Genomic DNA, 13671 nt, shown 5'->3' with positions numbered 1-13671 from the left:
CCGGGGCGTGGAGCGCAGGCCCCGGGTCTGGTGGCGTGAGGCGGACGGCTGGCGCGCCGGCGATGGCGGCGGTCCGCCGCCGGGGGCGGTGGCTTCGCTCCCTGGCTGGGTGCTGGCTTTGAGCATCGACGAGGCCGGTTGCGGGGTCTACTGGCAGGAGGCCGCCGGGCCCGAAGCAGTGGCGGCGATCGCCGATGCACTCAGGGCCTGGCGGGACGCCGAGGATGGAACGCCACGGGGGGATGTCCCTTGACCCTCGAAGCAGTGGCCTTTATATATGCCCCCCTTTGCGGCGACCCAACCGGTCGGCCGCCCACGTTGAGGTAACAGCGGACTACCATGGGAAAGTCTCTCGTCATTGTCGAGTCGCCTGCCAAGGCCAAGACCATCAACAAGTACCTCGGGCCGGATTTTGTCGTCAAATCCAGCGTGGGCCATATCCGTGATCTACCGACCTCCGGTGGCGGCAAGCAGTCTTCCGTTGACCCTAAGGAGCGGGCGGCGCAGGCGGCGCGAACCCGCAAAATGTCGCCGGAAGACAAGGAACTCCATAAAAAGAAGAAGAATCGGGAGCAGCTCGTACGGCGCATGGGCATCGACCCGGAGCACGGCTGGAAGGCTCGCTATGAGATCCTCCCGGGGAAAGAAAAGGTGGTCAGCGAGCTGAAGAAGCTGGCGGAAAAGTCCGATGCCATTTATCTCGCCACTGACCTTGACCGCGAGGGGGAGGCCATCGCCTGGCACCTGCGCGAAGCGATCGGTGGTGATGACAGCCGCTACCAGCGTGTGGTGTTCAACGAGATCACGAAGAACGCTATCCGCGAGGCCTTTGAGCGTCCTTCACAGCTCGATACCAACCGGGTGAATGCACAGCAGGCCCGACGTTTTCTCGACCGTGTTGTGGGCTATATGGTGTCACCGCTGCTCTGGTCGAAGGTGGCCCGGGGCCTCTCCGCTGGCCGCGTGCAGTCGGTAGCGGTGCGCCTGATTGTCGAACGGGAGCGGGAGATCCGGGCTTTCGTGCCGGAGGAGTTCTGGGAGATCCACGCCGACCTCGGGGCGAAGAATGCGGAGCCGGCGCGCTTCGAGGTGCGCCGGTACCGGGGCGAGAAGTTCCGACCGACCAACGAGGCGGATGCCATGGCAGCCCGCGATGTTCTCCTCGGGGCGGGCTATCAGGTCAAGACCCGGGAGGACAAGCCGACGCGGTCGAACCCGCCGGCGCCGTTCATCACCTCGACGCTGCAGCAGTCTGCGAGCACGCGGCTTGGCTTCAGCGTGAAGAAGACCATGACCCTGGCCCAGCGCCTCTATGAGGCGGGCTACATCACTTACATGCGGACGGATTCCACGAACCTCAGCAAGGATGCTGTGGCGAGCTGCCGGGATTATCTGAGCGCGAATTTTGCCGCCGGCTATCTGCCCGAGAAGCCCCGGGAATACGCCTCTAAGGAGGGGGCTCAGGAGGCCCACGAAGCGATCCGACCGTCGGACGTGAACGTGACCCAGGCGATGCTCTCGGGCATGGAGCGTGACGCCGAGCGGCTCTACGAACTCATCTGGCGCCAGTTCGTGGCGAGTCAGATGACGCCGGCAGAGTACATCTCGACAACAATCACTGTCGCTGCGGCCGACTACGAACTTGCCGCCCGCGGTCGCATCATCCGCTTTGACGGCTATACCCGTGTGCTTCCGCCTGGCGGGCGCAAGGGCGAAGATACGGTACTGCCTGACGTTGCCGAGGGCGATATCCTAGATCTTCTGAAGCTGGAGCCGTCCCAGCACTTCACCACCCCGCCGCCGCGCTACGGTGAGGCGAGCCTGGTGCGCGAGCTGGAAAAGCGCGGTATCGGCCGGCCCTCGACCTATGCTTCGATCATCTCGACGATCCAGGACCGCGGCTACGTGCGCCTGGAGAATAAGCGCTTCTACGCCGAGAAAATGGGCGACATCGTCACACACCGGCTGCAGGAGAGCTTCGCCGATCTGCTTGATTACAACTTCACGGCGACGATGGAGGAACAACTCGACGAGATCGCCGAGGGCGCCATGGACTGGCGCGAGCTCCTGGACCGGTTCTACGCTGATTTCCGCGCGCGCCTCGAGCGGGCGGAACAGCCCCGGCCCGAGGGTATGCAGCCCAACGAACCGACGATGACCGACATTCCCTGCGACAAATGCGGGCGGCCCATGCAGATCCGCACGGCGAGCACCGGCGTTTTCCTGGGCTGCTCCGGTTATGCGCTGCCGCCGAAGGAGCGCTGCAAGAACACCATCAACCTCATCCCGGGCGATGAGGCCATTCGTGAAGATGCGGATGAAGAGGCCGAGTCCCGGCTCCTGCGCAGCAAGCACCGCTGCAAGCTATGCAATACGGCCATGGACAGCTATCTCATCGACGAGAAGCGTAAGCTGCACGTCTGCGGCAACAACCCGGACTGCCCGGGTTTCGAGGTGGAGGAGGGGCGCTTCAAGATCAAGGGCTATGACGGTCCGGTGATCGAATGCGACAAGTGCGGGGCCGAGATGCAGCTCAAGACCGGCCGCTTCGGCAAGTACTTCGGCTGCACTGCGGAAGGCTGCAAGAATACCCGGAAACTGCTCCGCAGCGGTGAGGCGGCACCGCCAAAGATGGACCCGGTGCCCATGCCGGAGCTGGCCTGCGAGAAGGTCGAGGACCACTATGTATTGCGCGACGGCGCCGCCGGGCTGTTTCTGGCTGCCAGCCAGTTTCCGCGCAACCGGGAGACCCGGGCCCCATTCGTCGACGAATTGCTCCCGCATCGGAACGAGATCGACCCCAAGTATGGCTACATCCTAGAGGCGCCTGCGGAGGATGATGCCGGCAACCGAAGCCAGGTCCGCTATAGCCGCAAGAGCCGCGAGCAGTATGTGATGACTGAGAACGACGGCAAGGCCACCGGCTGGAAGGCCCTTTACCGCGATGGCCGTTGGCAGATCGAGGCGGCCAGCGCCGGCGGTGCGCGAAAGGCGGCGCCGAAGCGCAAGGCCAAGGCAAAAAGCAGCGCCCGGGCGGAGAGCCGCTGAGCCCATGTCCCGGGGCCGAGCCAACCACCACCTGTACCTGGCACGACTGCTCATCGATGGCTGGGAGTCTCAGCGCGCGGCCGGTGCCGCGCCGGCAGCAGTCCTCGATGCGGCCCATGCCCCAGGGGTACGCGAGCAGCTCATTGCTGCCTATGGCTGGTACCTGCTGGCCGTTCTCGATCCTACCGGTGATCCCGCCGGACCGCCCCCACGGCGTTGCGGCGAGCTGCCGGAGCCGCCGGCCGGCAAGGCGATGCCTTCGGAGGTGCGCGAGTTTGCCCAGCTTGAGGCGGAGGGGTGGCTTGCCGAGCTGCTGGCGCCGCTGCCTGCCTCGCTGCCGACCCGGTCGCGGATGCCGGGGAATTTGATCACGGCGGAGCGGGCAATGCCTGACTCTGCAGATGCCCGGCGCTGGTACCGGGAGCTGCTGGCGACGCTCTCGCGCATGAACGATTCCCTGGAGGAAAGCTGAGGCGTGTTGGCCCGCCTCCGGGACGCTGTTACCATCCTCTGACATACTGCGGAAACGAGGTCAGCCGAGTGTCCACATCCCTGCTGGAGATCGTCGATCTGGGGAACGGAGAAGTCGTGCTGCAACGCGCCGGGGAAGATGCCCCGCCGCTCCTGCGCATCCAGTTTTCCGATGAGTCGCGCATGTACGTGATGGAGCACTGCCTGGAAGTGGCTAAAGCCATGATCCAGGCGGGGATCCAGGCCACGGCCCAATTGACGGACCAGGCCGAGGTGGAGATCGAGGAAGAAGTCGGTCATGAAACGCCGCGGGTTCTGCACTGACCCGCCGGCGCGACCCCCCGCGGCGGCCTGTCCGCTGAGGTGGGGTGGGGCTAGGTGCCGCGTCGAACCACCCCCACGCTCAACCCCTCAATAATGCAGGCCTGCTCCCGCAGATCGACTTCGATGGGCGCGTAGGCGGGGTTCTCCGGCAGCAGCTGCAGCTGGTGACGTTCCCGTCCGCGACGGAGGCGCTTCACAGTAACCTCATCGTCAAGGCGCGCCACGACTACATCGCCATCGTTAGCTACCGGCGTGCTGTGCACGGCGAGCAGGTCGCCATCGCAGATACCGATGCCCACCATGCTGTCCCCGGTGACCCGGAGGAAATAGTCGGCTGCCGGGCGGAAAAAGGCCGCAGGCAGTTCGCAGTAGTCCTCAATGTGCGCCTCGGCCAGCACCGGGCTGCCCGCGGCCACGCGGCCGACGATGGGTATCCCCCGTTCCTCGGGCAACCGGATCCCGCGGGAGGCGCCCGGGATGATCTCGATGGCGCCCTTGCGGGCGAGGGCTTTGAGGTGCTCTTCCGCAGCGTTGGCGGAGCGGAAGCCAAGCTCCCGGGCGATGTCGGCGCGGGTTGGGGGATAACCCGTTTCATCGATGTGACGCCGGATCAGGTCCAGGACCTGTTGCTGGCGAGCGGTAAGTTTGGCCATGGGGCGATCCTGTGCATGCGTACACCACTGGAATTATATACAGTGCTGCGCGTCCTGCAAGCCGCCCGCTGCGGTCAGTAGTCTTCCCGCTCCCAGAGGCTATCGGGCTCGATGTTGTTGACCGGGTTCCCCCAGTCGGGGTGCAGCGGCTGGTCCGGGTCGATGCCGTCCTCGTCACTGAGCTCATAGGGCGAGCGCCAGTCTTCCGGCTCCGCCGCGGGGAACAGTATCAGCTCGCCCCAGCTCTCTGTATCGAATTCGGCGATTTCGCCATCGAGGTACTGGACCTCGATGGCGCTGCTGTGCGCGTCGATGGCTACCACCTCAAAGAGGGCAGCGCTCTCCGCTTCCTTGTACCACTGGCCGATGGCCGGTCTTTCCAGAGTCATGCTATGGTCCCTCCTGCCAGAAAGTTAGCAGCTGCGGCGCGGCTGTCCATGACCTGCGCCGGTGGCCTGGCGCGGTCCGCGCCATCGGTAGTGTGAACCCCGACGACCAATTTCCTGTTTAAAATCAACAGGCTGTCGTTCATCCGGGGCGGGCAGGCGGGTCTTCTTATAGGAGAAGCGCCGTGGTTTGTCCCAGCGTCATGCTAAAAATGTCTAATTCCGTGGAGGGCGTTCAATGAGTGTTGCGGTTATCGGGGGCACAGGGATCGACCAGCTGGCGGGGCTGTCGGCGACCCGAGAGCAGCAGCTGGAGACTCCCTTCGGCGCACCGTCGGGAGCGATCGAGGTTGGCGCTATCGACGGTGTTCCCGTGCTATTCCTTCAGCGCCACGGCAAGCCGCGGTCGCTCCCACCCCACCGCATCAACTACCGCGCGAACCTCTGGGCGCTGCGCGAACTCGGTGCTGCGGCGGTAGTGGCGATCAATGCGGTGGGCGGTATCCACGAGGCCTGCGAACCGGGCACGCTGGTGGTGCCGGACCAACTCATCGACTACACCTGGGGACGGGAGCACACGGTGGATGAGGGCGGTGCGGTCCCGATCCGGCATGTCGATTTCACCGAACCCTATGATCCCGCGCTGCGGCGGGCATTGCTTATGGCCGCGCAGGAGTCCGCCATTGCGTGTCGCGACGGGGGGGTTCTCGGCGTCACCCAGGGCCCGCGGCTGGAGACGGCCGCGGAGATACAGCGGCTTCGGCGCGACGGCTGCGACCTTGTCGGCATGACCGGCATGCCGGAGGCCGCCCTGGCCCGAGAGCTCGGGCTGCCCTATGCCTCCCTGTGTATGGTGGTCAATGCAGCGCCGGGGCTGGACAACGAGCCTCTGACGCTCGAGGCCATGGGCGATGTCCTTGCCCGCGAAGCGGGTTCTGCCGCCGCGTTGCTACGCGCCTTCCTTACGGCTCGTCGGCGAGTGTAGCGGGCGGCGCTGCTGCGCGCCCGTGCCGCGTATCCCAGTCCGGCCGGGCAAGGGCCTCGCCGAGGCTGTCTTTTTCCTGTGGCGCCAGCGGTTCGATACGGACCACCACTCCGAAGACCGGGTGGTCGATGTAATGCGTTTCGTTGCTGCGCATGCGCCGCTGCGCCTCAAGGACGATGCTGTGGCGCCAGGGCCATCCCGGATCTGCTTCGTTCGGGTCCTGCGGCAACGATGCGTCCACTGTATCGTCGCTGCCACTGATGCTGGCAGCCGGCCCGGACGTCGAGGACTCATCCGAGGCGAGGGCGCCATCGGCAAGGCGGGCATCGGGCCGCCATGGCTCTCCGGCGAGGAGTGCCCGGGCCGGGTCGCGCTGGGGCAGTAGTGCCGCTTCGAGAACAAGGGAAGCGGGCGCCAGTGGGGGCGGCTCTGCCCGCCAGCCCTCGGGAAGATAGCTGCCTTTTGTGTTCAACCAGAGGGCTGTCTCCAGGTGCAGGTACCGTGACAGATAGAGACGCACGCTGCCCTGCAGCCTCGGCCAGGGCACCTGGTCCGGATCCCCGGAGCGGTCGAGGAGCAGCGGCACTGCCTCGCTTTTGTCGGCTAGCGGCTGCAGCCAGGCTTCATGCCAGAGTACCTCGTAGGCGCCGTCGCGGGTCAGGCGGCCCGCGGGCAGCGCGCGCCTGTCGAGGGTGGTGAAGGCCGGCGGTAGTGGCGGCGGGGCGTTCGGGTCCGGGGGCGCGTTCAGAGCCGTGGGCTCCAGGGGCAGTACTGCGCCCACATGGCCATCGGGCCGCGCGGGCTCAAGGGGCAGGAGCGCGACGAAGTCGGGCACGACCGGTGGCGGTTCATTCGGGTCCGGCGCCAACTGCGGTGGCGCCAGGCGCAGCTGCTGCCGGCCGCGCTCATCGATCCGGCTGTCGGCACCGGGGTGTGCGGCCAGGCGACGGTCTGCGAGCGCGCGGTCGACCAGGAAGCGATAGCGCTCCGGATAGGCGACAGCGGGGTAGACAGGCCAGGCCTCGGTGCTCAGCGCGCCCGGGTCGGTATGGCGGAAGACAAGCAGCTCCACGCGGTACCAGGGGGGGGCTTCCTCTTCTTCCTCCAGGGCGAGGACAGGCAGCGCGAAGAGGGCGGCCAGCACGCAGGCTATAAAGCCTTCAGGCTGCGGGCGCATTGACGCCGGCGGCAAAACGATCGAAGAGCTGCTCCGCCAGGGTGACGCGTTGCGTGGGCTCTGGCAGCGCGGCGCGGATGCGAAGGCGTGTGGCGCCGGCCAGCTGGTAGCCCGCGGGATCGCCCTGTACCAGGGTAACAAGACTCATGGGATCGATGGTGGTGGACTCCCGGAACTCGATGGTACCACCCTCGGGGCCGAGCTCAAGGCTGCTGATCCCCAACGGCTCGGCTGCGATCCGCAGCCGGGCGATGATAAAGAGTTGCTTCACCGGCGCCGGCAGCAAGCCGAAACGGTCGATCATTTCGACCTGGAGGTCGCGCAGGGCGGCCTCGGCCCCCGCGGCGGCGATGCGCTTGTAGAGAACGAGCCGCGTGTTGGTGTCCGGCAGGTAATCTTCGGGGATGAGGGCCGGCACATGCAGATTGATCTCCGTGCCCGCCGACAGCGGGGCGTCCAGATCCGGAATCTCGCCCCGGCGCAGCGCAGCCACGGCGCGCTGCAGCATCTCCAGGTACATGCCGAAACCCACGCTCTGGATCTGGCCACTCTGCTCGTCGCCGAGCAGTTCACCGGCGCCGCGGATCTCCAGATCGTGGGTGGCGAGCTGGTAGCCGGCGCCGAGATCACCGGCAGCCTCAATGGCGTCGAGTCGCTTGGCGGCGTCGGCGGTCATCGCCGAGCGCGGGGGACAGAGCAGGTAGGCGTAGGCCTGATGGTGTGAACGGCCCACGCGACCACGGAGCTGGTGCAGTTGGGCGAGGCCGAAGCGGTCCGCGCGCTCCAGAATAATGGTGTTGGCGTTGGGAATGTCGATCCCTGTCTCGATGATCGTGGTGCAGACGAGCACATGGGCGCGCTTGTGATAGAAATCCGCCATCACCCGCTCCAGTTCCGTTTCCCGCAGCTGACCATGGGCGACGGCGATGGACAGATCGGGCAGCAGTTCCCGTAGCTTGCGCGCGGTCTCTTCGATGGTCCGCACCTCGTTGTGCAGGTAGAACACCTGACCCCCGCGCAGCGTCTCCCGGAGCACCGCCTCCTTGACGAGGGCGGCGCTCTGCTCGCGCACGAAGGTCTTGATGGACAGGCGGCGGGCCGGCGGCGTGGCAATGATCGACAGGTCCCGCATGCCGCCGAGGGCCATGTTGAGGGTGCGCGGAATCGGTGTTGCGGTGAGCGTGAGGATGTCCACCTGCGCCCGCAGCGCCTTGATGGCCTCCTTCTGTTTCACGCCGAAGCGGTGTTCCTCATCGATAATGAGCAGGCCCAGATCCTTGAAACGGAAGTCGCTCTGCAGCAGCTTGTGGGTGCCGACAAGAATATCGATCTCGCCGGCGGCCATACGTTCGCCGATCTGGCGCACCTCGGTGGCGGTGCGGAAGCGCGACAGCACTTCTACCCGGTGAGGCCAGTCGGCGAAGCGATCGGCGAGGGAGCTGTGGTGCTGCTGGGCGAGGAGGGTGGTGGGTACCAGCATGGCCACCTGCTTGCCAGCGGCTACGGCGACAAAGGCCGCGCGCATGGCGACTTCGGTCTTGCCGAACCCGACGTCGCCGCAGACCAGCCGGTCCATGACGCGTTCGCTTTCCATGTCCGACAGTACGGCGGCGATAGCGGCCTCCTGGTCCGGCGTTTCCTCGAAAGGGAAGGCCGCGGCGAAGCGCTCGTAGTCCTCCCGCGGGCAGCCAAAGGCAAAGCCCGCCCGGGCCTCACGGCGGGCGTAAACCTCAAGCAGCTGCGCCGCCACATCTGAGGCCTTCTCGCTGGCTTTGCGTCGGGCTCGCTCCCACTGGCCGGAGCCCAGCCGGTGAAGCGGCGCGAGCTCCGGTTCGCTGCCGGAGTACCGGCTGATCAGGTGCAGGGCCGCTACCGGCACGTAAAGGCGTGCTCCGTCGGCGTACTCCAGGGTCAGGAACTCGGCGTCGGCGCCGTCCACGGCGAGATTGCTGAGGCCAACGTAGCGGCCTACGCCGTGCTCCAGATGCACGACCGGCGCGCCCGGGCGCAGCTCGTTGAGGTCCCGGAAGACCGCATCGGGATCGACGGCTGCCTCCCGCTTGCGCCGCCGGCGCTGAGCGACGCGGGTACCGTAAAGTTGCGCCTCGCAGAGCAGCATCGGAGCCCCGGGGCCGAGGTAAAGGCCACGATCGATGGGGGCGACGGCGATGGCCAGCGGGACGGGGTCAGCGAGGAAGGCCGGCCAGCTATCGACGGCAACCGGGGCCAGGCCATTGGCGGCGAGGGCCTCGAGCAGCACTTCCCGTCGTCCGGCCGATTCGGCGCAGAGGAGCACGGGGCCGCTGTGGCCCTCGGTCAGGGCGGTCAGCCGCGACGGGAGCTCCGTGCGGCTGTCGTCTTCGCTGCGCGGCGGTTCGAGGACGGCGCTGTCGACATGAACCGGCGCGTCGCTGTCGAGGCGCAGCTCGAGCACCGCGTGGCCCTTGAGCTGTCCGTAGAGCTCCTCGACCGGCAGAAAACCCGCCGGGGGTGGCAGCAGCGGCCGTCTCAGGTCGATGCCGTACTCGCTGTGGCGCTCGGTGATTTCGCCCCAGAAGCGCTGCGCTGCCTCGTAGTGGCGGCCGACGGTTATTACGGCTGTATCGTCCGGCAGGTACTCGAAAAGCGTCTCGCAGTGCTCGAAGAACAGCGGCAGATAATATTCGCAGCCCCCGGGGACCCGGCCTGCACTGACTTCTGTGAATACCGTGCTCTGATCCGGGTCGCCCTCGAACTGCTCATACCACTGCTGCTGGAAGCAGCTGATCGCTTCCCGCGTCAGGGGAAACTCGCGGGCGGGCAGCAGACGTACGGCGTCCATGCGGTCGACGGTGCGCTGCGTCTCGGGGTCAAAGGTGCGCAGGGTGTCCACTTCCTCGTCGAGGAGGTCGATGCGGTAGGGCAGCGGCGAGCCCATGGGAAAGATGTCTACCAGGGCGCCCCGGAGGGCGAATTCCCCATGTTCGTATACCGTCTCTACGTGCCGGTAGCCGCTGCGCTCCAGGCGGCGGCGAAAGCGGTCTACGTCGAGGGCGCTCCCCAACTCCAGCAGAAGGCTGGCGCCGAGCACATAGTCACGCGGTGGCAACCGGTGCATGAGCGTGGCGATGGGCACGATAAGGATGCCGGTCGCGAGGGACGGCAGTCGATAGAGTGTCTCCAGGCGCTCCGACACGATGTCCTGGTGCGGCGAAAAATGATCGTAGGGCAGCGTTTCCCAGTCGGGGAGCGCGAGCACTTCTGTGCCCGGTGTCACGAAAAAGGGCAGCTCCCGTTCCAGCGCCAGAGCGGCCTGCGTGTCCTCGGCTACGACCAGCAGCAGCCGGCTGTCGTCGGCGAGCTCGGCGATACAGGCGCTGGCGGCGCTGCCCGGGAAGGGGCCGATAGCGGTGCGGGTGCCGGCCCTGGCGGGCCAGGGCGTTGCCAGGAGTTTATCTCTGAACATGAGAAGAGCATGCTGCGCCGAAAAGGCGCCGTATTGTAAGGGCTTCTCCGCGGCCGCTCCAGTGAAGCGCGCTTCTGCAGCTTTTCTTGCGGCCCCGGTGCCGGAAATAGATAATGCGCGCTTCGCGCCGAGATCCCCCGGAGACCCAAGCCGTGAACGACCGCAAAAGACCCCGCCCGGACGATTACTTCCGCGACTGGAAAGAGCGCGAGGCCCTCGCCGAAGCGATGATTCCCGTCGTCGGCCGGCTCGCGCGGCAGAACAGTGTCAAGTGCTACATCTACGGCCGGGCCATGGTCAACCGCTCCGTGCTGGAGATCATGAAGGCACACCGTTATGTGCGCCAGGTCGAGGGCAATGAACTGTCCGAGTTCGAAACGTCCCGGGTACTGGCGATCCTGGACAAGCTCGACCTCGGGCCAGCGCATATCGATGTGGGCCGGCTCAGTGTCGACTACTTCGACAAGGGCCTCGGCGAGGGCAGGAGCCTGGAAGACTACGTCCGCAACGAGGTCGCCGATCTCATCGGCAGCACTGCGAGGCCCGTGGACGAGCCCGTCGATGTGGTTCTCTACGGTTTCGGCCGCATCGGCCGGCTCATGGCGCGTATCCTTATCGACAAGACCGACGGCGGTGACGGGTTGCGTCTGCGGGCCGTGGTCGTGCGCAAAGGCAAGGCAGATCATGATCTGGTCAAGCGGGCCAGCCTGCTGCGCAGGGACTCGGTCCATGGTGCCTTCGACGGCACCATCCGTGTCGATGAAGAGCGCCAGTCTTTCGTTGCCAACGGCAACGAGGTCAAAGTGATCTATGCCGACTCCCCGGACAGCATCGATTACACCGCCTATGGTATTGATAACGCGATCGTCGTGGACAACACGGGCGTATGGCGCGACGAGGCTGGCCTCAGCCAGCACCTGAAGTCCAAAGGCGTGGCCAGGGTGATCCTCACGGCCCCGGGGAAGGGCGGCCTCAAGAATATAGTCGCCGGCATAAACAGCGATGCCATCGAGCCGACAGACCAGATTATCTCTGCCGCTTCCTGCACCACTAATGCCATCGTGCCGCCGCTGAAGGCCATCGACGACGAATACGGCATTGTGACTGGCCATGTTGAGACGGTGCATGCCTATACCAACGATCAGAACCTGATCGACAACTACCACAAGGCCGACCGTCGTGGCCGCAGTGCGCCCCTGAACATGGTGCTGACGGAGACCGGTGCGGCCAAGGCCGTGGCCAAGGTGCTGCCTCAGCTGCAGGGAAGGCTCACTGGCAACGCGATCCGCGTGCCCACGCCCAATGTCTCCATGGCGATCCTGAATCTGACGCTGGGCCGGGAGACGACCGTCGAGGAGCTTAATGAATACATGCGCCACATCGCACTGCACTCACAGATGCGCAAGCAGATCGACTACTCCAACTCGCCGGAGGTTGTGTCATCGGATTTTGTCGGGTCGCGCACAGCTTGTGTCTATGATGCCCAGGCGACGATTGTGAACGGCAGCCACGTGGTCATTTATCTCTGGTACGACAACGAGTTCGGTTACAGCTGCCAGGTACACCGCATCCTCGAGCAGATGGCAGGTATTCACTACCGGGTGTATCCCCGGGAGCACGCCTGAGGCCCCGGGCGGCCCGGCTGCTGGGGCGGTCTGTGCCTGTGATAGTGGCACATGCTGCGTACCTTTCGTTATAATGCGCGCGCCCGAACCGGCGGGGTTGCCGTCTCCCGGCCAATCGCGGGATGAACTCCCGCGATTGGGGTACGCCCGGCGCGCCCTTTCAGATTTTTTTGCGTCCCACGTCACTGGTTTTATGCACCACAGGCTGTTTGCATGATCAAAATCAAGAGGGGTCTGGATATTCCTATCCAGGGCGCACCCCAGCAGGCCATCCACGACGCACCATCGGCCCGCGCGGTCGCGGTGGTCGGTCCCGATTATCCCGGCATGAAGCCGACCATGGAGGTGAGCGAAGGGGATCGGGTCAAGCTCGGCGATCTTCTTTTCAGCGATAAGAAGACGCCTGGCGTTCTTTACACAGCTCCCGCTGCCGGTACGGTCAGCGCCATCAACCGAGGCGCGAAGCGGGTGCTGCAGTCGGTGGTCATTGAGGTGGATGGCGATGACGCCGTCGACTTCGGTGCCCACAACGCCGATGCGGCCCGGTCTCTGGACGCCGCGACGGTGCGCGACACGCTCGTCCGGTCCGGCCTGTGGACGGCCCTGCGCACGCGGCCCTTCAGCAAGGTGCCGGCGCCGGATAGCAACCCCGCTGCGATCTTTGTTACGGCCATGGATACGCATCCGCTCGCCCCGGATCCCGTTGTCATTATTGCCGAGCAATCGGAGGCCTTTGCCCTTGGCCTCGACCTCCTGGCCGGCTTGACGAGCGGCACGACATACCTGTGCACAGCGCCCGGTGCGGCGCTGCCTACTGGCAGCGCTACGTCGATCGAGCGCGCCGAGTTCGACGGGCCGCACCCCGCGGGGCTTCCCGGCACCCACATTCATTTCCTCCTCGGCGCCACTGCCGAGCGCACGGCCTGGTACATCGGGTACCAGGATGTGATTGCCCTGGGTCGCCTTTTCCTGGACGGTCGGCTCTATTCCGACCGCGTCATCGCCCTTTGCGGACCGCAGGTAGAGAACCCGCGCCTTCTGCGTACGCGGGCCGGGGCGGATCTTGAGGCCTTGACCGCCGGCGAGCTGAAAGGCGGCGACAACCGCATCATCTCCGGGTCTGTGCTGGGTGGTCGCCGGGTTCGAAGCACTACCAGCTATCTCGGCCGTTACCACAACCAGGTCTCGGTGCTCGCTGAGGGCCGCGAGCGGGAACTGCTGGGCTGGCTCAGTCCGGGCAAGGAGCGCCATTCGAATCTGCGTATTTACCTGAGCAGCCTGCTCGGCACGCGCCCACTGCCCATGACGACCACCACCAATGGCAGCGAGCGGGCCATGGTGCCCGTAGGTACCTACGAGACGGTGGTGCCCATGGACATGCTGCCGACGCAGCTGTTGCGCTCGCTGATCGTCGGGGACACGGAAACCGCCCAGCGTCTCGGGGCGCTGGAGCTGGACGAGGAAGACGTGGCGCTGTGCACCTATGTATGCCCCGGTAAGTACGAATACGGGCCTATTCTCAGGGATAACCTGACCCGCATTGAGAAGGAGGGCTGA

General features: G+C 65.7%; 10 protein-coding genes and 1 pseudogene. 7 read left to right on the top strand and 4 right to left on the bottom strand.

All coding sequences use genetic code 11. The annotated features are described in order from the left end of the window. The 4 genes and pseudogenes from HRUBRA_RS15435 to HRUBRA_RS11435 all read left to right on the top strand — a co-directional run. Nucleotides 1-253, top strand: a pseudogene (locus tag HRUBRA_RS15435) (hypothetical protein); the annotation flags it as partial. An 86-nt stretch (nt 254-339) separates the two neighbouring features. Beyond that, nucleotides 340-3048: a type I DNA topoisomerase gene (topA, locus tag HRUBRA_RS11445; RefSeq protein WP_035517327.1), complete on the top strand. Its 2709-nt coding sequence runs from the start codon at nt 340-342 to the stop codon at nt 3046-3048. A 4-nt stretch (nt 3049-3052) separates the two neighbouring features. Then, nucleotides 3053-3520: a DUF6586 family protein gene (locus HRUBRA_RS11440; RefSeq protein ID WP_052094754.1), complete on the top strand. Its 468-nt coding sequence runs from the start codon at nt 3053-3055 to the stop codon at nt 3518-3520. Between the two features lie 68 nt (nt 3521-3588). Continuing rightward, nucleotides 3589-3843, top strand: a complete 255-nt coding sequence (locus HRUBRA_RS11435) for a hypothetical protein (RefSeq protein ID WP_035517325.1) — start codon at nt 3589-3591, stop codon at nt 3841-3843. A gap of 50 nt (nt 3844-3893) precedes the next feature. Here the strand turns inward: HRUBRA_RS11435 and lexA are convergent, their stop codons facing one another. Both lexA and HRUBRA_RS11425 read right to left on the bottom strand, forming a co-directional pair. Beyond that, nucleotides 3894-4496 carry a transcriptional repressor LexA gene (gene lexA / locus HRUBRA_RS11430; protein ID WP_035517322.1) on the bottom strand — a complete coding sequence of 201 codons (603 nt, stop codon included), beginning with the start codon at nt 4494-4496 and terminating at the stop codon, nt 3894-3896. Between the two features lie 74 nt (nt 4497-4570). Beyond that, on the bottom strand, nt 4571-4885 hold the full coding sequence (locus HRUBRA_RS11425) for a DUF6763 family protein (RefSeq protein ID WP_035517319.1): 315 nt from the start codon (nt 4883-4885) through the stop codon (nt 4571-4573). A gap of 235 nt (nt 4886-5120) precedes the next feature. Between HRUBRA_RS11425 and HRUBRA_RS11420 the strand changes: the two genes are divergently transcribed. Continuing rightward, a complete protein-coding gene (locus HRUBRA_RS11420; RefSeq protein ID WP_035517317.1) occupies nt 5121-5867 on the top strand; it encodes an S-methyl-5'-thioinosine phosphorylase in 747 nt (248 codons plus the stop codon). Here the strand turns inward: HRUBRA_RS11420 and HRUBRA_RS11415 are convergent. Together HRUBRA_RS11415 and mfd are read right to left on the bottom strand one after the other, a co-directional pair. After that, nucleotides 5845-7011: a CsiV family protein gene (locus tag HRUBRA_RS11415; RefSeq protein ID WP_161787612.1), complete on the bottom strand. Its 1167-nt coding sequence runs from the start codon at nt 7009-7011 to the stop codon at nt 5845-5847. The genes HRUBRA_RS11420 and HRUBRA_RS11415 overlap by 23 nt on opposite strands. 16 nt (nt 7012-7027) lie before the next feature. Then, on the bottom strand, nt 7028-10489 hold the full coding sequence (gene mfd, locus HRUBRA_RS11410; RefSeq protein WP_035517313.1) for a transcription-repair coupling factor: 3462 nt from the start codon (nt 10487-10489) through the stop codon (nt 7028-7030). A 152-nt stretch (nt 10490-10641) separates the two neighbouring features. Between mfd and HRUBRA_RS11405 the strand changes: the two genes are divergently transcribed. After that, complete coding sequence (locus tag HRUBRA_RS11405; RefSeq protein ID WP_035517312.1) at nt 10642-12114, top strand: glyceraldehyde-3-phosphate dehydrogenase; 1473 nt, start codon at nt 10642-10644, stop codon at nt 12112-12114. Nucleotides 12115-12327: 213 nt separating this feature from the next. Continuing rightward, complete coding sequence (locus HRUBRA_RS11400; protein WP_035517309.1) at nt 12328-13671, top strand: Na(+)-translocating NADH-quinone reductase subunit A; 1344 nt, start codon at nt 12328-12330, stop codon at nt 13669-13671.

The organism is Pseudohaliea rubra DSM 19751 (assembly GCF_000764025.1).
Taxonomy (GTDB): domain Bacteria; phylum Pseudomonadota; class Gammaproteobacteria; order Pseudomonadales; family Halieaceae; genus Pseudohaliea; species Pseudohaliea rubra.
Note: the sequence above shows the minus strand (reverse complement) of the source record. Positions and strands in the feature narration are given on the sequence as shown.